Origin of the sequence: Halococcus sediminicola, assembly GCF_000755245.1 — an archaeon.
GTDB lineage: Archaea > Halobacteriota > Halobacteria > Halobacteriales > Halococcaceae > Halococcus > Halococcus sediminicola.
Genome location: NZ_BBMP01000001.1, coordinates 139,537 through 159,895, shown reverse-complemented (window position 1 = coordinate 159,895; position 20,359 = coordinate 139,537). Strand labels below are relative to the sequence as shown.

The window sequence follows — 20,359 nt, the reverse complement described above, 5'->3', positions numbered from 1 at the left end:
CTGATCGGAGGATCGTGCGTTTCTCGCTGTGAAGTAGCGGTCTACCGACCTCACCCCGCCGCTGTCTTGCGTTCAACAGGGCATTCAATCATGCTTCGCCGCCAGCGTATTTTTCGATGAATAGATAGTGTTTACAAAAACCCAAGCAATTCTGCGGTTTGGCGTTCGAACCGGCGACCAAACGGCTCGAACACGAATGTCTTCTGTGACATCCACACGAACAACGAGTCGTGCACAAGAGTGGCGTCATGCCTACGCGACTATTCGACATCGACCCACTCGCCGCGCTCATCGCTTCGCTCGATGGCATCGAGCACGCGCTGGACTTTGAATGCCGTCTCGAAGGACGGCTCGTAGCCCTTGCCCGCGGCGACCGCCGAGAGGAACTCATAGTCCTCGTGGACGAACGTGTGTTCCCAGCCCAGCACGTGGCCCGGCGGCCACCAGTGTTCGACGTAGGGATCCGATGCGTCGGTCACCAGAACGGTCTCGTATCCTCGATTATTCTCCCGGAGCACGGCCAGTTCGTTCAGCCGTTCGAGCGAGAACCGCAGACTTCCCTCCGAGCCGTGAACCGAAATGGAGTGGTCGTTTTTGTGCCCGCTCGCCATCCGTGAGGCCTCGAAGGTGCCCATCGCACCGTTTTGAAAGGCAGCCTGTGCGGTGTAGGCATCGTCGACGGTCACGGGTCTGGTTTCCGACTTGCCCTCTACGGGACGCTCCTCGATGAACGTCTCGGTGTGGCCGCTCACCCGCTCGATGTCGCCAGCGCGCTCGCCGACCAGAAAGCGCGCGAGGTCCACGGTGTGTGCCCCGAGGTCGCCGAGCGCGCCGCTGCCCGCGAGCTCTTCGTCCATACGCCACGTCCACGGGTCCGCGGGGTCGGTGCCCCAGTCCTGCAGATAGCTCCCGCGTACGTGGCGAATCTCGCCGAGTTCGCCCGCGTCGATGAGATTCTTCGCATACTGGATGGCCGGCACAAATCGGTAGTTGAACGCACAGCCCGCGATGGCGTCGCTTTCACCCACTACGTCGGCCATCCGTTTGGCATCTTCGATCGTGGGCGCGAGCGGTTTCTCACAGAAAACGGGAATATCAGATTCGAGCGCCGCAATCGACGGCTCGGGATGGAGGTGGTTCGGTCCGAGATTGTAGAACACATCGACGTTTTCGATGGCGGCCCCCCAGTCGGTCGCGGTGTTCGCAAAGCCGAACCGATCCGCAGCGTCCGCGAGCGCCGCCTCGTCGCGCCCGACGAGCGTGTGGCGTTCGATTTCGGGTGCGTCGTCGAAAAACATCGGGAGTCGCGCAAAGGCGTTCGAGTGGGCTTTGCCCATGAACCGATAGCCGAGGACGCCGATTCTAAGTGCCATGTCGGCCCTATTCCCGAGAGGGCCTTAGTCGTTCAGGGAACTACTCCGCCCAGTAGGCCTCGCCGGGCGTCGTTGCGAACATCGCTCTGTCGAGCACGTCCACCGCTTTTTCCAGGCCCTCCCGGGAACTCGTCAGCGAGTCCTCGTGTTCGATGCTGAGCGCGCCGTCGTAGCCGACCATTCTGAGGGTCGAAACGACTTCTTTCCAGTGGGATTCGCCGTGACCATACCCGACAGTCCGGAAGAGCCACGACCGGTCTGCCTCCTCGGTGTAGGAGGTCGTGTCGAGATAACCCTTCACGTCGGCGTTGGCCTCGTACAGGCCCGTATCCTTCGCGTGGGCGTGATGAATTGCCTCCCCCAAGTATCGAATCGCCTGCGGCACGTCAATGCCCTGCCAGTACAGGTGCGAGGGGTCGAAGTTCGCGCCGATGCGCTCGTTGGTTGCCTTGCGCAGCCGCAGCATGCCCGATGGCTCGTAAACCAGCATATTGGGATGCATCTCGATGGCGACGTTCACACCCTTCTCGTCGGCGAACTCGGCGAGGTCACTCCAGTATTCCTCGGCGACCCCCCACTGGTAGTCGTGTGCTTCTTTGTGTTCGGTGGGCCACGGCGCGGTGACCCAGTTCGGGACTTCGTCGTTCGGCCCGCCGGCGGGAAGCCCCGAGAAGGTCGTCACCGTATCGACACCCAACTGGTCTGCGAGTTCGATGGCTTCTCTGAGTTCCGTATCGGCCGTGGCGGCGTGGTCGTCGTCGGGGTGAATCGGATTGTTGTGCGTCGCGAGCGCGCTCACCCGGAGGTCGTGCTCGTCGAGGCGGTCGTGGAGTTTTTGCTGTGTGCTCTCGTTGTCGAGATACTCCGCGCGCGGGAGGTGGTCGTCGCCCGGACTGCCGCCACAGCCCAGTTCCACGGCACCGACGCCGAGGTTGGAGAGGTAGGCAAGTGTCTCGTCGGGCGACTGTCCGCCGAGGGGTACGGTGAGTACGCCAACGTCCATACGAACCTTGCCACGGGCGGGCGAATAAACCTTCAGGTTGTTATAGAGCTCGACCGTTGCTGGCGCTGCTCGCCCATGGATTCGCTATCGAACGGCTCTTCGAGTTCATCCACCACCTCCTCGAAGGCATCAGTGGTGGTAAACAACTGCCACCGTCTCGCTCTCGTCGACCACGAACGCAAGTTCCCGATATTCGTACTGGAAGCGGTCGATGGCCGCGCTGACACTCATCGTCGCCGCAAGCGTCATCGGCGACAAGGTAAGCGCCTCAAAGCTGATCCCCTCATCAACGAATTTCTCGAACCGACTCGTGACGGCCGGCAGATAGACTATCCCCTGGAAATAGTCCATACTCTCCAACCAGCGGGAAACATGAGGGGTTGGTCTTCGATGACCTCCAAGTTCCCGTCGATACCGTTTGCCGTCGAAAACAAGACGATCGACTCACGAGAACCAGACCCTCCCGAACAAGAATATCGCCAGCAGCAATACGGTCGTGTAAATGTAGGCGTGGGCCGCAATCATCCGAACTGAGCACTTGCACGAGGAGCGCTCCAAGGGCTGAATCAGCACGTTCGATCTCGTCGGCCGGCTGATCGTCAGCGCTTGCCCTTAATTACGCTGTGAAAGCACCGAGCAGGTTGGCCAAGTCGGTTATTCTGGGTTGTCGCTCAACCGTGGCGAGGGTGCGAGCTTCACGAAAACGTGTTCTGGGACTTGTAGACCTATATGGAGCTAACATGACCGATTGGCGGCAAACAGAGGACACTTGGGGCTTCGCCCATAAGTCACAACGCGAGCGGACGTCGCTAGAGCACGCTTACTGCGAGCATTTTGTGGTCTTTCCATCGAGAAGATTCGTGAGATGTACCGCGAGTCGATTAATCGATTACTGGACTGAGTAGCCGAGATGAAAGATTTCTACCAGCGAGGAGTTGTTGCGATCGATTTTACCGAGACTAACCCACTCACTGGAGATCAGTCTAGAAAAGGCTGCGTGTTCGGCCGCTGTGTCGGAGTTCTTAGCTGTTGTTCTTTTTGTGCCATTCGACGATGTCGTCGAAGTCGAGACGGCCGTTCCCGTTGAAGTCGAACGCCTCGACGTTGTTCTGCATCTCGGGGTCGTCAATGTGTTCGAAGAACAACTCCGCGTCGGCGTCAGTGACTTCGCCGTTGCCGTCGAGGTCCTCGTAGAGCCCGTCGCCGTCCGGATCGGTCGGTCGCGAGTCCGAGTCGCCGATCGCCGGCGGTCCCTCGCTACCGCCGTCGTCTACGGAGTCGATCTCGAAGCCGCTGAACTTCGAGTTGTGGACCACCGTGTTGGTGCTGATTGTGAGCGTGCCGTCGGTGACCTCAACGCCCTCGACCGTCTCCGTGAGGGCAGCATCGTGGCCGACCTGTTCGTAGATGTCGAGTTCGGAGAACGGCTGCTGGTCCTCAACGGAGACGTCGAACACGCGCGATCCAACGCCACCGTCGATTTGGCCCCCACCGAAATCACCGCCAAAGTAGATCTCGGCGAAGTAGAGCGTCACATCGTACATGCCGTTCTCGATGCTGACGTCGTACGAGAGGTCGCCGCCCCACTCCTCGCTCTGATAGAGTGCGTCGTGTTCAGTCCCCTCGATCGGGTTGCTGGTCGCACCGGTGTCAACGGCGGTACCGTTCACGCTCGCGTCGCCGTACGCTTCGACGGCGGGCGAACTATCGACGAACTCCAGCCCGTCGATCGAGACGATGTCGTCGATCTCGCCGCCGCCGGCGTCGTAGCCGAACGGCACCGACACTGTGTCGTCGCCAGCTCCCGGGCCGGAGCTTCCCGAGAGGTCCCCGTCGTAGCCGGGGCCGCCGATATCGTCGATCGTGAGACACTCCAGTCCGGGGGCGCCGTCGAGGAACGACAGCGCGCCCGCACCCGTGCCGACGGATCCGGCTGGGTTCGACGGCGCGTCGTGTTCGTAGAAGATGTAGTCGACTACAGCTTCCTCGCGCGCGACCCGCGAGACTTCCTCCCAGTCGACGGCACCCTCGCCAATCTCGGCGAAGTTGCCGTTCTCCATGTCCTTCATGTGGAGCATCTCGGTGCGCTCGCTGTACTGCTGGATGATCTCGGCCGGGTCGCGACCGGCGGTGAGCACCCAGCCGACGTCGATCTCGAAGACGATGCCGTCGTTGAGGTTCTCGTCGAGGACTTCAATGATAGGCCGACCGTCGTCAAGTTCATCGAACACCTTCGAATGGTTATGGAAACCGACACGCGATCCGTCCGGAAGGTTCGCGGCGACATCGTTGAACCGCTGGGCGAGGTTCTCGACGTCCTGTACGGATGGATCGTCCGGCAGGCGGAGGCTGGGGTCAATAAAGTTGGTGACGCCGAGTTGTCCGTACGTGTCGAGCGTGTTCTGGAGGCTTTCGCCCTCGAGTTGCGGGAGGCCGATGTGCGCCGACGGTGCCGTTAGGCCCGTCTCGTCAAGCGCCGTCTGCACCTCGCTGACCGTCGAGCTGCCCAGCGTATAGAACTCGACGGTGTCGTAGCCCGGGCCACCGTTGTTGTCGACGCTACCGATCCGGCGGATGATCTCGGCCGTCGAGTCGGGGAGGTCTCGAAGTGTGTACAGTTGGATACCCGTCGGCACGCCGTCACTGTCGGCGGAATCGCCCATCTCGACGCCGCTGAGCGAGTCGTCGTAGTCCGGGGCGCCTACATCGGCGAAGCTCAGGCATTCGAGCCCGGATTCGCCGTCGAGAAACGATAGCACGCCCGCGCCGGTGCCGGTCGATCCGGCAGGGTCCGTGGGCTGGTCATGCTCGTAAATGAGGTAGTCGACGTTCGCCTCCATTCGCGCGGTTTCCGCCACCTCAGACATGTCGACGGCACCCTCACCGATCTCGCGGAACTCGCTGTCCTCCATGTCCTTCATGTGGATAAGTTCCGTCCGATCGCTGTACTGCTGGATGACCTCAACCGGGTCGTAGCCCGCGGTAAGCACCCAGCCGACGTCAATCTCGAAGATCACGTCATCGTTGAGCGCCGCGTCGAACACCTCCATCGGCGTCTGACCGTCGCCGACGTCCTGAAACTCGCCGTCGTGGTTGTGGAAGCCCAGTCGTGTCCCCTCGGGCAGGTTCTCCGACACCGCGTTCATCCGCTCGGCGAGCGCTTCCACCTTCGCTACCGTGTCGATCGACGACGGGTCGATGTACGGGACGATGAACGTGTCCACGCCGACCGCCTGGTACGTGTCGACGGTGTCCTGGAAGCTGTCGCCCTCCAGTTCCCCGAGGCCGACGTGTGCCGAGGCGGCGTCGACGCCCACCTCGTCGAGCGTAGAGTTGATCTCCTCTGTGTTCGCCCCCCCGAGGCCGGCGAACTCGACGACATCGAACCCGGGCCCGCCGTTGTTGTCGACGGCCGCGACCCGGCGAAGCAGGTCGAGCGTCGTGTCCGGGAGGTTCCGGAGCGTGTACAGTTGGATGCCAACCGGGACGCCCGAATCGTCGTCCCCGCCTCTCGGCTGTGCGATCGCGTTCCCGACGGCACTGCTGCCCAGACCGAGTGCGGCGATAGTCTGGAGTACCGATCGCCGTTTCAGCGCGAACGGCGCGCCGTCTGCTTCTACGCTCGTGGGTTGTTCCGTGTGCTGGTGTCTCATGGATAGTTTCAGTCAATCGCGTTCGCGTCCCCGGACGCCTGTCGAGTGTGTGACCTGTGCAGAACTATTGTGGTTGGGTATAATAAAAGTGCCCCCGTTCGGTAATTAGATTATCAATCTTCCTTCTTGTGGATTCGATTTATTACGAATACATACACTTTACTGAGCTTCTCACGACGTAGACGATCAGCAGGAAATTCACACCCACATCTGGACACAAAGAATTCTGTTCGAACTACCGAACAGAGATCATTTATTTAGAAGTGTAAGAGAAGAACCGCGTGTTTGGACGCTGTATCGGATGGTTAGCTGTTTTTCTTTTTGCGCCATTCGACGACATCGTCGAAGTCGAGGCGGCCGTTCCCGTTGAAGTCGAACGCCTCTACGTTGTTCTGCATCTCGGGGTCGTCAATATGCTCGAAGAACAATTCCCCGTCGGCGTCAGTTACCTCGCCGTCGCCGTCGAGGTCCTCGTAGAGCCCGTCGCCGTCCGGATCGGTCGGTCGCGAGTCCGAGTCGCCGATCGCCGGTGGGCCATCGCTGCCACCAGTATCTCCCTCGTACTGGTACAAACCGAGAATCTCGGAACTTGAGAGCGCCCGGTTGTAGAGGCGCACGTCGGCGAGCATGCCGTCGAACCAGTCTTTCACGTTGGACTTCGAGGCGATACCGAGGTCAGCGTCGGACGCGGACGACTCCTTGGCACCTTCCGCGGAGGCCGCCAGCTCGCCGTCGATGTAGATGTTCGAGATGTCCTCGTCGGGAGCGTGACGATAGACGACATGGTGCCACTCGCCATCGGCGACATCGGTATCCGCGGTGAATGACCCGTTGTCGGCATTGTCGTCAGGGTCGAACCGCGGAGACGTTCCATCCGAATTGAAGCCGGTCCACATCGAATTGGACTTCCCGAGGATAACGGTGTACTGGCCCGGTCCGTCAGTCTGGAGCCAGGCCGAGATCGTGTATGCGACCGGGTCGAGTACGTCGACATCCGGGACGATAATAGTTCCGTCCTCGCCGTTGAACCCTGCGGCGTCGCCGGGGATCGAGGTCGTCTCTACGCCAGTCGTCACGCCACCGATTACCGTCCCCTCGTTGCCGTTTCCGCTCGCGTCCGAGACGGTGTCGCCGTCGACGTTCTCCTCGCCGAACCGCCACTGGCCGACGAGGCCCTCCGTCGGCTCCTCGACATCCGCCGGTCGGATCTCGATGCCGCTCATCTTCGAGTTCTCGACCGGATCGCTCATCGTGATCGAGAGTGTGTCCTCGGTGACTTCGACGCCCTCGACCGTTTGCGTGTAGGGCGTCGCAAAACCGACCTCCTCAGCGAGGTCAAGCTCTTTGATCACCTGCTCGCTCTGAACTGAAGCACTTATTATGCGGCTGCCGGATTGCTCGAAGGCGATCTCTGCCAAGTGGAGAGTCACGTCGTAGATCCCGTTCTCGATGGCGATGTCGTACGAGAGGTTCTCTCCCCACTCCTCCGACTGGTAGAGCGCGTCGTTTTCCGTCCCTTCGATCGGGATGTCTGGGAACGCCGACGGGCTGTCGCCCCCCTGATTAGAAACCTGTACGGCGGATGAACTTCCAACGAATTCGAGTCCGTCGATCGTCACCATCCCGTCTATCAGCTCACCGCCGGCGTCGTAGCCGAACGGTGCCGAGATCGGTTCGATCTCGCTCGTATCCTGGGTAGTGATGTAATTGAGGGAGCCGGGTTCTAAGAGGTAAAGCCCTCCTTGTTGGCCAGTGTGGAGCATCCTCGGACTACCCCCGGATAGTGAGAAGGGACCGATCTTACTCACATCGCCGTTGTCGTCGTAGATGGCGGTCTTGAACCAGCCCCGTGCCTCCATGAGGATGTGCACGCCGTCGTACGATTTAGGGAGTGCAACCTCCGAATCGAAGCCGTCTTGGTAGTTATAGATCTCCCCGATCATCGGCGAGCCACCTTCCGGCGGGTCGGTGTTCTCGATCGTGTACGGAATTTCGTCGGGAACGTACTCGTCGGCGTAGTCGGGGGTGTCGAGAAGTTCCTCCCATGAGTAGGGATTCGTAATCGTCGCCGGCTGGGCTGGGGGTAAATCAGTGAGACCGTCGTTGTTCGGCGAGTCATTGGTAGGGTTTTCGGGATTGAACGCGTCGCCCGACTCGCCCGTCGCGAAGTCGTAATCTCTGTAGGGGACGTTCATCCCGATGAAGTACGGCCAGCCGTAGAAGCCAGGTTCGTCCACCCGCACGAACTCGGTAATCCCCGGTGGCCCTCGCTCGGGGTCCCAACTGCCGGCGTCGGGACCATAATCGGCGATGAAGGGATCGCCGCTTTCCTCGTCAACCGTGAGCGTGAACGGGTTCCGAAAGCCCATCGCGTAGATTTCGCTTTTGACGAGGTCGTCCGCGCGCGCGTCGGCGTACTCATCGCCGGTGAAGAGGTTTCCGTCAGGCACGGTATAGCCGCCGTCGTCTTGGGGCGTGATCCGCAGCAGGCTCCCCCGAAGATCGTTAGTGTTGCCCGCCGAGCGCTGAGCGTCGAAGAACTGCCGGCCGTCGCGCTCGTCGATCGGCGCATATCCACTGGACTCGAACGGGTCGGTCCCGTCGCCGGTCGTAATGAGAAGGTTGCCATCGTTGTCGAACGAGAGCGCGCCGCCGACGTGACAGCACCGCTCACGCTGGGCGGTGATGCGAATGATTTCGGTCTCCGACTCGGGGTCAATCGTATCGCCTTCGACCGTGAATCGTGAGACGAGGTCGTACGGTTGTGGCCCATCCGCTGCCTCGCTCGGCGACTGCTGGTAGGTATTGAGCGATTCGAGGCCTTCTTGCGTGTCGGCAATGGCCTCGTTCGAGGGGTTATAGAAGAAGTAAATCCACCCATTCTCCTCGAAGTCAGGGTCGAGGACGATGCCCTGGGCACCTTCCTCAATGCCGACGTGAACGTCCTTTTCAAGGGCGGTGGTGGTCTCGCCGGTCTCGGGGTCGTAAACGCGGATTTTCCCGGTGCCTGTCGGCTCGTCGGGATAGCGCTGGAAGTCCGCTCCACGCTCGGTGAAGAAAACGCGCCCGTCAGGCGCGACATCGACTTTCATTCCGTTGTCCACTGAGGCGACCTGCGTTCTACTCAAATCGACCGTCTCAGGAAGCTCGCCACCACCCCCACCACCGCTGTTGTCTTCAGGAACCGGCTCGGTGTATACCGGGACCCGATAGCTCACCCTTTTTTGCTCGTCGACCGTATAGGATGCGTCCGTACTCAACAGATACGGGCCACTTTCCGGACTCGGCAGCGTCACCTCCCACGACAGTGACTTCGAGTCCCCGGGATCAAGCGAGTCGAAGCTCGTCTCACCTCCCGAACTCACTTCGACACCCGAGTCGCTCGGCGCGGTGAGCGTAACCTCCGAGTCGGTGAGTGCCGAGTCGTAAGCGTTGGTGACCGCAGCGTCGAACGTCGTGGAGGTTCCCTCATCGACGGTGAATTGGTCGTTGTTTTCGAATTCGAGAACCGAGGCCGACGTCGGGAGGTCCTGATACCAGATGTTGCGGTACTGGACTGGCTGGCCGTGATTCTGGAGCTGCAATGGCATTTCGGGAGGATGAGGACTGTACTCGGGAACGTCTTTGTAAGGGGTCGAGCCGTGAACGACTGTCTGGCTCTGAACCAAGACGTCGTTCCAAAGAACGGTAACAATCCCAGGAGAGTCCACTTCCCCGTTGTCGGTAAAGCGTGGTGCGTGCCAGATGATATCGTACTTTTGCCATTCTCCGGACGGGCGAGCGACGTTAATCAGCGGAGGGTGATCGCCGTAGAGTGCTCCCGCCGTGCCGTCGGCGTAGGTCGGGTTTTCATAGCTATCGAGGATCTGGATTTCGTAATTGCTGGCGAGCCAGACTCCGCTGTTGCCGGGGGTCTGGCTACTTCCGCTGAGACCCTCCGGAATCCGCCACTCGACGTGGTAGTGGGCGTCGCCGATGTCCGCTTTAGTTTGGAGCCATCCCTCATCGACTTCGGCGTAACTATTGGTGACGTTCCACTCGGGGGGGTCCCCGTTCCGCTTTTTCCAGTCATCAAGGGTGATCTCACCGCTGGAACCGTCGCCGAGCAGAACCGTCGCGTCCGCGGGCGGGTCATCGAACGTTATTGTTCCGGGATCAACGACTGGTGGTTGGGGGCGACAGGCGTCGCCGAACCGCCACCCCGACCACGGCTGGACGGGCGTATCGTTAAATCCTGGTCCATCGCAGGTCTCGGGATACTGGTCGGCATCGCCGCCGTGGCTTGCAACGACTGGGCCGGCGAACCCGCTGGCCATTGCGAGACCAGTCGCACTCAGTACTGTTCGACGCGTAACCCTGTTATTTTTGTTCGTCATCGTCTCAACTCGTCCTATGATTTTTACTGGTAGTATTTATCTTAGCGATTGCGGTTATAATTGCTGGATGATATCCTCGTTCCGGCCGCAGTACGCTCCGTCGATGAACGGCATACGGTATCATTGATCCGAGCGTGCTGTTACACCGGAGTGAAATCTCGGCTCATGGACGCGACGCGCGAAAAAGAAAGCGACGTTGTGCTTTGCCCGCCCGAGCTACATGTAATTCCGGAGCGCGATGATGTCACTGTACGACAACTTCCCGTCTTGGTTGAAGTCGTACTCATCGTAGCCTTGAATTGCGTCGCTGTTGAACTCCCGGAAGAATATTTGCGCATCGTTTCTGTTGACCTCGCCGTTGCCGTCGATGTCCTCGTACAAGCCGTCAGCATCCGCGTCGATCGGAAGCTGGTTGTAGGCGATCGGCTCGACGTTGTGAACTTCGAGGGTCGCGTTCGAAGTTGTCGCGTTGATGGTCTCCGCTTCGTCGCTTTCGAGGACGTTGACATCCGTGATGCTTATTTCGGCAGTTCCATCAGCACCCTCAGCACCGCGGACGTACGCCGTAGCGAGCGTGACGTTTTCCGCGCCGGCCTGGACGTTCTGGTTGAAGTCGAGCCCTCGGATCATCGCCGCATCCGCGTCGGTGTCGGTGACAGCCAGATCGAACGAGTCACCGACCGACGTAGCAACGATCGTCACTTCTTCACCATCAACACCGAGGGTCATATTGAACCCGGCCACCCCCTCGGGAGCTTCCGAAAGGACCACGCTCGCAGCAGTCTCGTCGCCGGCGGTCACGTGTTCACGATCGAGTCTGATGCCGAGATTCGGGGTCGCGTTTCCGTCACCGGGACCGTCGGCTGCTTCGACCGTGATCTGTCCGCTATCGGTGTTGACGTCGATTGGGTCACCGCTGTCGTCGTCGACACGGGTGATATCCTGAACTTCAAGCGCGGTCTCACCGGCCGATACGCCCTCAACCTCGACATCCGCCAGCGAGATGTTAGTCGCGCCTTCCTCGATGTTCTCCTGGAGATCGAGAGCGCGCAGGCGTACGGTCATGGTGGTATTGTCCTCGCTGATATTTACACTACTGTAGGAGAATTCATCGGGGATCGTCGCGTTAGTAATTGTTGCGACGGAGTCATTTTCCAGACCGAAGGTGATGTCGTAGCCCGCGAGGCCGTTCGGGGCGCTCGACATCGAGACGTCAGCATTTGTGGTAGACCCTTCCTCGACAGTCGCGTCGCCGATGGTCAATGTGGGAGTCTCAGCCTCTTCAACGGTGATTTGCCCGCTGTCGGTGGTATCCAGGTCGAGTGAGTCACCGCTGTCGTCGTCGACACGGGTGACGTCCTGAATTTCGAGGGCAGTCTCGCCGGTCGCCATACCCTCAATCTCGACATCCGCCAGCGAGATATTAGTCGCGCCTTCTTCGATGTTCTCATCGAAATCGAGACCGCGCAGGCGCACGGTCATGGAAGTATTGTCCTCGCTGATATTCACAAGGCTGAGACCGAACTCCTCGGCGATCGTCGCGTTAGTGATTGTCGCAACGGAGTCGTTCTCCAGACCGAGGGTGATGTCGTAACCTGCAAGACCGCTCGGGGCGCTTGACATTGTGACGCCGATATTGGCCAATTCCCCGGGCTCAACATTCGCGTCGCCGATGTTTAGAGCAGGAGAGGCCTCTTGAGCACTCGCGAGTCCGATCCCACCTACTGTGGGAGCGACAACTATCATTCCAGCGAGTACAACGATAGCGAGGAGCCTCACTGCCGACGCTGTTTTTCCTAATCGATACGACTGACTGGTTTCTTCTCTTTCTCTGTTACTCATGGAGTATCGTTGTTGTCGTTGTCGTCATCGGCCTCATGGTCTTATGTGCCTGCTGTGAGATTGATATCCTTCGAAGAGACGCACCGATATTCTTGATAAAGCGCATCCTTCGAATTTGCTTTTCTCACTATCGCCAACGAGTGGCACATGCCAACGCCTCATATGCTACCCTATTAATAGTTTCGGAAGATTCAATGTAGTTCTAATTACAATTCATACGGATGTTATATGGAAAACACGGACACGGGACGATCCCAGGACTTCTCAGTCAAAGTCGGTCGGATAGCGCAGCGAGTTGTACAAATACGAAATAGACCAAGACGCATTGGAAGCGAACGAAACCGACGAGGTAGTTTCAGTAGTTCACAAAGTGAGTTAGGTGAGTGGGCTGCTTGGTCGGTTGATGGAGCCAAACCAAGCAGCCAATGAACTCACTGAAAAGCAGGTGCTTAACTTTCTCGTCAACACCCTCGACGAGGAGATCGATATCGGACTCGGCGAAAACGCCGATATCGACTCCGAGGACATCTGGGACGTCCTCGTCGGCGCGACTGCCGACGAGGACTCGGTCAGTCACCTTTGCGAGATTTCAGAGGAGTCACCGCATGGCAATACGATTCTCCACCACCTCCAGACGAAGTTCGAGCTCGGAGAGCTCGAACGAGTCGGCAAGACGCTCATCCAGCAAGACATCCTTGAACTGCTTCCGGATCGGCCGGTGGAGGTCGTCGCCGACCTCCACCTCCGTCCGTACTACGGCGAGGAGTACGACTCCAAGACGGAACTCTACGAGTCCCTCGCCAAAGCTGGAACAACCACGTTCCACGGGTACGCTACGCTCTACGCCCGCGTACGTAACAAACGATACACGCTGGTGGTGCGCCGTCTGACCGACGGCGACACCGCCAGCTCGATCCTCGCAGAACTGCTCGGCGTGCTCGACGGCCTTGACTTCGAGGTCAAGGCCGTCTACCTCGACCGCGAGTTCTACGATACGTACTGTTTGACGCTGCTGGCCGCCCACAATTACGCGTACGTCATGCCGATAGTGAAGTGGGGAGAAGCGATCCAGGCAGAACTGAATCAGGGCTGGAGCCGTGTGATCGACCACGGCCTCCAAGGTGAAATCGACGGTCACACGTGGACCGTCGATTTCCCGGTCTATATCGACTGTACGTACCAGCAGGGGAAGTACGATGAGGAAGGTGTGGCGCGTCACGGCTACGCCATCGACACACCGCGTCAGACTCGACCCCACTACAGCAAGCGCTTCGGAATCTAATCGATCTACCGCCTCTCGGAGAAGACAACGATCTCAATGACAACCTGAGATGCGACGCGACGGCTGCCATTCGTCGTGACCAGCCTCTTGTTCCAGAGCGTTTGGCGGTATCTCCACTGGGAGTACGTGGCGATGCCGTGGCGGGTGTCACCTCCGGGAGTGATCACTCGAGGAGTTTTCCGACATGGTCACCTGGGCAGCGTAGACGGCCCGCCGCACCGCGAGGGCCGTCCCCGCGAATCAACCTCCGGACGACCGCTTCGAGCGATAATCCACCGACCGAGCATGCCTGCTTGATGAGTGGCAACGCCAACTGCGACAGGTTTGGTGCTCTCAGTACTGAACCGTTTCTTTCAGCAGGTTCTCAGCATCGATTCTTTCACCGGACTCACGTCTCAAGAACAGTCAGCCGAGGAGCTTTGTGAAAAAATGAAGGTGAAAACGACAGCACGTCGTCAGATACTGGCAGTGCCGTTACATGTCATCTTTCTTTTTGCGCCATTCGACGACATCGTCGAAGTCGAGGCGGCCGTTCCCGTTGAAGTCGAACGCCTCGACGTTGTTCTGCATCTCGGGGTCGTCAATATGCTCGAAGAACAGCTCCGCGTCGGCGTCAGTTACTTCGCCGTCGCCGTCGAGGTCCTCGTAGAGCCCGTCATCGTCCGGGTCGGTCGGCGCGGAATCCGAATCGCCGATCGCCGGCGGGCCATCGCTACCGCCGCCGTCCTGGATGGTGACGTCGCCACGCATCTGGATGGGATGAACCGAGCAGTAGTACTCGACCATCTCCTGCGAAGCGGTGAACTCGACCGAGGCCGTCCCGCCCTGCCCGGTCACGAGTTCGGTGCCGACGAGCTCGTTCTCGTTCTCGTCGAGCATGTAGAAGTCGTGGGGATACCCGTCGAGGTTCTCGAAGGCGACCGTGTAGGTCGCGCCTTCTTGTAATGTGAGCATCGGATTGGTCTCACCCTCGATCGAACTCGGCGCTTCACCGATCCACCCGCCAATCTCTCCGCCTAACTCGATCGTTGTTCCGGGCTCGATTACGCCACCGCCATCCGACGATCGGACCGCAAGCCCGGAGAACTTCGAGTTGTCCGAGAGCGTCTCAGTGGCGATCGACAGGATACCATCGGTGACCTCGATTCCTTCGAAGGTCTGCTGGTAGGCTTGGTTGTACCCGGCTTCGGTGGCAATGTCGAATTCCGAGAACACCTCGGTGCCTTCGACCGAGACGTTGAATACCCGTTGGCCCTCCGGGATGCCGGTGTTGGTCTCCGCGAAGTAGAGAGTCACGTCGTACGTTCCATTCTCGACACCGACGTTGTACGAGAGATCCCCGCCAAAGCTCTCGGTCTGATAGAGTGGATCGTATTCGGTCCCACCGATCGAATTGGGCGGATCAGGGAACAGGTTCGTCGTCGCCTCGGTGTTCGTCGAACTCGCACTCGCATCACCGTACATCTCCACAGCGGGGGAACTCGCCACGTAATCGAGGCCGTTGATCGTGACCGTACCGTCCAGCAGCTCACCACCCGCGTCGTAGCCAAAGGGTGCCGTGATCGTCTCAGACGGGATGGGTCCATCAGACGGCAGGATTGCAAAGCCCATGAACTTCGAATTGTCCGAAAGCGTCTCGCTGCTGATGTTGAGGGTACCGTCGGTAACCTCGACACCCCTGACGGTCTTGTTCAAGGCTGTATAGCGATCAGTCTTCGCCAAAATGTCGAGCGGCGAATACACCTGCTGACCCTCAACGGAGACGTTGAACACGCGGTCCCCTTCCTGTAACGTCGAGTTCGTCTCCGCGAAGTGCAGAACCACGTCGTACGTGCCGTTCTCCATCGTGACCTCGTAGCTGAGATCACCGCCGAACTGCTCGGTCTGGTAGAGTGCATCATTCTCGGTGTCGGCGATCGATTCGTCCGTCGAGTACGTGCCCACCGTCGTGCCCGTCGAGCTCGCGCTCGCGTCACCGGTGGCTTCCACGGCGGGCGAACTCGCCACGTAGTCGAGACCGTTGATCGTGACCGTGCCGTCTAGCAACTCGCCACCCGCGTCGTATCCGAAGGGCGCGGAAATCGACTGGACCTCCTGACGTTCGATTCGGGAAAGCTTGGAGCCCTCGCCCGAGAAGCCCCCGTACTCCGCGACGTACAGCATTCCTTCCGGACCGAGTTCCAGATCAATTGGAGAACTGAACTGTACCCCGGACGCGAGCGGTCGGATCTGGGAAATCCGGCCGTCAGCAACGTCGTCGTTCTCGAAGGAGACCGTCTTGAGCCAGCCCGCTCCCCACTCCGCGATGATGTAGTCGCCTTCGTGCCAGGCAGGCAGTCCACGCTCGGTGTAACTGTCCTGATGACGGTAGATCGGTCCACCGATCGGGGCCCCCCCTTCGAACGCGGGGAAGGGGACTTCCTCGGGCACGTCGAAGTCACTGGGGACGTTCTGCCGTGCTTGATCCCAGTTTCCGGGATACCAGATGAACGGGTCCTGGGTCGCCGGCAGTTGCTGGATGCCGTTGCTGTGTGGCGAGTCGTTGATCGGCGCGTTCTCGTCGAAGAGGTTCCCTGAGTTCTGGGTCTCGTAATCGTAGTCGTAGAAGGGGTACGGACCGGTGAAGTACGGCCAACCGTAGTTGCCCGCGCTGGTCGCGCGGTTGAACTCGTTGAATCCGGGTGGTCCGCGGATATCGCTCCACGTCCGCGAATCGGCGGAGTAATCCCCCCAGAGTAACGTACCAGTTTCCAGATCCACGCCGGCCTGGAAAGGATTTCGTACACCCATAACATAGATCTCGGGCAGGAACTCCTCCTCGGAATACGACTGTCCCGTCTCGTTTTCGTATTGCGCTTTGAGATTATCCTCGGGAATGGTATACGAACCATCGTCCTGGGGGATGATCCGCAAGATCTTCCCCCGGAGGTCGGCGGTATTGCTCGACGTGCGCTGTGCATCGAAGTAATCCCGGTCCTCGCGTTCGTCCAGCGGCGCGAACCCATTGTCAGCAGCGACCTTCGAGTAGGTGTTGTCCCCAGTCGTAAGATAGAGGTTATCGCCGTTGGGACCCCACTGGATGTCACCACCCTCGTGACAGCACGTGTCGCGCTGGACGGGGACTCGCAGAATCTCGGTTTCGGATGCAGGATCGATCGACCCGTTCTCCATGGTGACCCGCGAGAGGAGGTTGTATGGATTACCGATTGACTCGCTCGGGAGACGGGCGACATCGTCGCCGGTGTTCCCCGCTTGGTTGAGGTAGTCAAGCTCCTCCTGATTCTCAGCGACCGTCTCGTTCGAGGGAGAGTAGTAGATGTAGATCCAGCCGTTCTCCTCGAAGTTCGGATCGAGAGAGATCCCCTGCCCACCGTCTTCCATATTGATACCAGTGAAGACGTCGATCTCAAGGGCAACGGTGTCCTCGTCTGTCTCCGGATCGTACACCCCGACTTCCGTCGTCCCGCCGACCACTCCGCCGAAGAAGTCCCCGCGGGTAATGTAGAAAACGCGCCCGTCGTCAGCCACAGCGAGGTCGACCAAATTGTCCATCCGGTCGCTGAGCACCGTCTTCGTGTAGCTCGCTGGCTCGGATGGGGCCTCCAGAGACGGTTCGGGATAGACGGGGATCTGGAAGTCGATAGTATTAGTACTACCGTTGACAGAATAGGATGTGGAGGTTTTCAAGAGGTGTGGCCCGCTGTCGGCGTTGGGACGTGTTACCTCCCAGGAGACCGACTGGGAGTCACCGACGGCGAGCGGTCCGAAGCTCGTGCCGTCCTGTGGAGTGACCGTCACCTCGGAGCCGTTCTGTGGAGTGAGCGTGACGTTGCCGTTGGTCATCTCAGAGTCATACTTGTTGACGACAGAGGCATCCACACTACTGGATGTGCTCTCGGCAGTGAGCAAGTCGTCATCAAACTCTACCACCGAGGCGGGGGTGGGGCCGGACTGATACCAGACGTTTCGGAAATGTACCGGCTGGCCGTGGTTTTGTATCTGAATTGGAGCTTCGACGGGATGTTGGCTGTACTCGGGGGTTGTCCTATATGCAGTCGGACCATTGAGAACGGTCTGACTTTGGACGAGGACATCGTTCCAGTAGATGGTTACCACGCCCGGTGATTTGAGGTCGCCGTTGTCCGCAAAGCGTGGCGCTCGCCAGATGATGTCGTAGATCTGCCAGCTTCCCTTAGGACGGCTGGCATTAGCCAAGGGTGGGTGTTGGCCAAAAACTGACGCTGCGTACCCGTCCGAAAACGTTGAGTTCTCGTAGTTGTTCAGGATTTGGATTTCGTAGCGATTCGATAGGAAAAAGCCGCTATTGCCAGGCTCTTGGCCGCTTCCGGTGACACTTGTCGGGGTTCGCCATTCAATGTGATAGTGGCCATCCCCGAAGCCATCTCGACTCACGAGGGGTTCATCGCCGACGATCACGTAGTTGTCGTTGACCTCCCAGCTGCTCGAGTTGTTCCAGTCGTCGAGCGTAATGGATCCATCCTCGCCATCGCTCATGAGGACAGTGGCGTCCGCCGGTGGGTCGGGGAAGGCAGGTTCTCCCGAGTCGACGGCCGGCGGCTGAGGACGACACGCGTCATGGACTTGCCACGGTGAATCGGGAAGTTGTGGCGTGTCGTTGAATCCCGGACCTTCGCAAGTATCGGGATACTGAGCACCGGTACCAATGTCGTGATCTGCGGCGACCGGGGTGGCGAGGCCGCCGATCATCGCTAATCCCGCTGCGCTCAATACAGATCGACGTGACAATTCGTAGTTGTCGTCCATCATGGTATTACCTATTGTGCAGGCACAGTCAACGATAATAAACGTTATGCTCAAGCTGATAACGGGAATCTCGTATTCGAGAATACCAGCGAAATTTAGCCCAACGATATAGATTTCGTACTACACAATGAATTAAGAAACCCACCTAGCCATCATCAGAGTGAAGATTTTGAGATACTATTACGCTCTCCCAACCTGTTCGTACCGGGTTGTCACGAAATCTGCCGATATACCTCGTTGTAAAGCTTCAAGTGCAGAATCCGACGAGAACACCTGTAGCAAAGTGGGATAGAAACTCCACTTTCTCACCTTCGGTGTCGAGATATCAGACTCGTCAATCATCGTCTTTGTGGATATCCCTGAGTGGGACCCGATCAAGGTTGGGTGTGTCGGTCACGACCAATCGGTAGGATTCTCCGTCATCAGGCCGGAATCCCTCGGGGACGGCTTCGAACTGCTGTGTTGAATAGCTATTTTTCAAAGGTGTGATTGGGCAACTAAGCTGGATTTAGGATTATTGGACCCATGAACAATCGAGGATCATCTTGAATACCGACTCACATCAAGAAATCCAGCTTCCAAACTCCCATCTACAACACTAACTTGGCCTTCTAACGACCCCTACCCCGACGCCGTACCCCTATTCAACATAGCACGCTCGATGACGTTGCGGTCGCTAGATGTGGATGTGGCAGCTACAGTCGCTGGAATCTAGACAAAGCGATGATTCCGCAATATCGATATTTGCCCCCTAATGATAAGCGTAAAATGCCTCGGTATCGACCGCCGAGACGTATGGCGGACTATCGCACGCTTCGCGACCCGAACGCAGAGTACACCATGCGGGACCTCTCAGGCGAAACGATGGGGCTCACCGCCGAGCGCTCCGGCACGCGTAATGTAGAGATCACGGACGTTCAGACGACGATCGTCGACGGGAACTACCCGTGGATTCTCGTCCGCGTCTACACCGACACCGGACTCGTCGGTACCGGTGAGTCCTACTGGGGTGGCGGTGACGCCGAAATCATCGACCGTATGGCCCCGTTTCTCATCGGGGAGAACCCGCTCGATATCGATCGCCTCTACGAACACCTCATCCAGAAGATGTCCGGGGAAGGGTCCATCTCCGGAAAAGTCGTCTCCGGTATCTCCGGGATCGAGATCGCGCTCCACGATGTCGCCGGGAAGATACTCAATGTGCCTGCCTACCAGTTGCTCGGCGGGAAATACCGCGATGCTGTCCGCATCTACTGTGACTGTCACGCTGGCGACGAGTCCGAACCCGAGTCGAACGCCCGCGAGGCCGAACGCGTAGTTGAGGAACTCGGGTACGACGCACTCAAATTCGATCTCGACGTACCCTCGGGCCACGAGAAAGACCGTGCGAACCGACACCTGCGTGGCTCCGAGATACAGCACAAAGTTGACATCGTTGAGGCCGTCACCGACGTGGTTGGCGACCGTGCGGACGTGGCCTTCGACTGTCACTGGTCGTTCTCTGCCGGCAGCGCCAAGCGTCTCGCCACCGCCGTCAGCGACTACGATGTCTGGTGGCTCGAAGACCCTGTCCCGCCCGAAAACCACGACGTGCAACGGGAAGTCACCCAGGCGGCACCGACGACGCCCATCACGGTCGGGGAGAACGTCTACCGCAAGCACGGCCATCGACGCCTGTTCGAGGAACAGGCGGTCGACATCATCGCCCCCGATCTCCCGCGCGTCGGCGGAATGCGTGAAACTCGAAAAATCGCAGACTTGGCTGACACTTACTACGTTCCAGTGGCGATGCACAATGTCTCCTCACCTATCGGTACGATAGCCTCTGCACAGGTTGCGGCGGCGATTCCCAATTCGCTTGCTGTTGAATTCCATTCCTATCAGCTTGGTTGGTGGGAGGACCTCATCGAAGAAGATGACCTCATTCGAGAGGGCCGCCTGGAGATTCCCGAACAACCCGGGCTCGGAGTCACACTAGATCTCGATGCAGTTGAGAAACACATGGCAGAGGGTGAAACGCTGTTTGACGAGGCGTAATCAGAGAG

8 protein-coding genes and 1 pseudogene are annotated in these 20,359 nt (G+C 59.0%); 2 read left to right on the top strand and 7 right to left on the bottom strand.

Features of this window, described 5'->3' with window-relative positions:
- Positions 1–260: 260 nt before the first annotated feature.
- The 6 genes from ACP97_RS00665 to ACP97_RS00640 all read right to left on the bottom strand — a co-directional run bounded on the left by ACP97_RS00665 (position 261) and on the right by ACP97_RS00640 (position 12,028).
- Positions 261–1,373, bottom strand: a complete 1,113-nt coding sequence (locus ACP97_RS00665) for a Gfo/Idh/MocA family protein (protein ID WP_049995913.1) — start codon at positions 1,371–1,373, stop codon at positions 261–263.
- A 40-nt stretch (positions 1,374–1,413) separates the two neighbouring features.
- A complete protein-coding gene (locus ACP97_RS00660) occupies positions 1,414–2,376 on the bottom strand; it encodes a sugar phosphate isomerase/epimerase family protein (protein WP_049995912.1) in 963 nt (320 codons plus the stop codon).
- 129 nt (positions 2,377–2,505) lie between these two features.
- On the bottom strand, positions 2,506–2,727 hold the full coding sequence (locus tag ACP97_RS00655; protein ID WP_049995911.1) for a hypothetical protein: 222 nt from the start codon (positions 2,725–2,727) through the stop codon (positions 2,506–2,508).
- Between the two features lie 671 nt (positions 2,728–3,398).
- The gene (locus ACP97_RS00650) at positions 3,399–6,029 is read right to left on the bottom strand and encodes a malectin domain-containing carbohydrate-binding protein (protein ID WP_049995910.1); all 2,631 of its coding nucleotides are present in this window, start codon (positions 6,027–6,029) and stop codon (positions 3,399–3,401) included.
- 305 nt (positions 6,030–6,334) lie between these two features.
- Positions 6,335–10,405, bottom strand: coding sequence for a family 16 glycoside hydrolase (locus ACP97_RS00645; RefSeq protein WP_079977480.1), 4,071 nt, complete (start codon positions 10,403–10,405; stop codon positions 6,335–6,337).
- A gap of 216 nt (positions 10,406–10,621) precedes the next feature.
- Entirely contained in the window at positions 10,622–12,028 is a 1,407-nt protein-coding gene (locus ACP97_RS00640) for a dockerin type I domain-containing protein (protein WP_049995908.1), read from the bottom strand.
- Between the two features lie 619 nt (positions 12,029–12,647).
- On the opposite strand from ACP97_RS00640, the pseudogene ACP97_RS00635 reads away from it, so the two are divergent.
- Positions 12,648–13,800, top strand: a pseudogene (locus ACP97_RS00635) (ISH3 family transposase).
- A gap of 203 nt (positions 13,801–14,003) precedes the next feature.
- Here the strand turns inward: ACP97_RS00635 and ACP97_RS00630 are convergent.
- The gene (locus ACP97_RS00630) at positions 14,004–18,278 is read right to left on the bottom strand and encodes a malectin domain-containing carbohydrate-binding protein (RefSeq protein ID WP_161782606.1); all 4,275 of its coding nucleotides are present in this window, start codon (positions 18,276–18,278) and stop codon (positions 14,004–14,006) included.
- 831 nt (positions 18,279–19,109) lie between these two features.
- Between ACP97_RS00630 and ACP97_RS00625 the strand changes: the two genes are divergently transcribed.
- Positions 19,110–20,351 carry a mandelate racemase/muconate lactonizing enzyme family protein gene (locus ACP97_RS00625; RefSeq protein WP_049995906.1) on the top strand — a complete coding sequence of 414 codons (1,242 nt, stop codon included), beginning with the start codon at positions 19,110–19,112 and terminating at the stop codon, positions 20,349–20,351.
- Positions 20,352–20,359 lie beyond the last annotated feature (8 nt).

Excerpts from the sequence above, each read along its gene's own strand:
- ACP97_RS00665 (WP_049995913.1), bottom strand. The coding sequence starts at position 1,373 with ATGGCACTTAGAATCGGCGTCCTCGGCTATCGGTTCATGGGCAAAGCC.
- ACP97_RS00660 (WP_049995912.1), bottom strand. The coding sequence starts at position 2,376 with ATGGACGTTGGCGTACTCACCGTACCCCTCGGCGGACAGTCGCCCGAC.
- ACP97_RS00655 (WP_049995911.1), bottom strand. The coding sequence starts at position 2,727 with ATGGACTATTTCCAGGGGATAGTCTATCTGCCGGCCGTCACGAGTCGG.
- ACP97_RS00650 (WP_049995910.1), bottom strand. The coding sequence starts at position 6,029 with ATGAGACACCAGCACACGGAACAACCCACGAGCGTAGAAGCAGACGGC.
- ACP97_RS00645 (WP_079977480.1), bottom strand. The coding sequence starts at position 10,405 with ATGACGAACAAAAATAACAGGGTTACGCGTCGAACAGTACTGAGTGCG.
- ACP97_RS00640 (WP_049995908.1), bottom strand. The coding sequence starts at position 12,028 with ATGTCAAGCGCCCCGAGCGGTCTTGCAGGTTACGACATCACCCTCGGT.
- ACP97_RS00625 (WP_049995906.1), top strand. The coding sequence starts at position 19,110 with ATGGCGGACTATCGCACGCTTCGCGACCCGAACGCAGAGTACACCATG.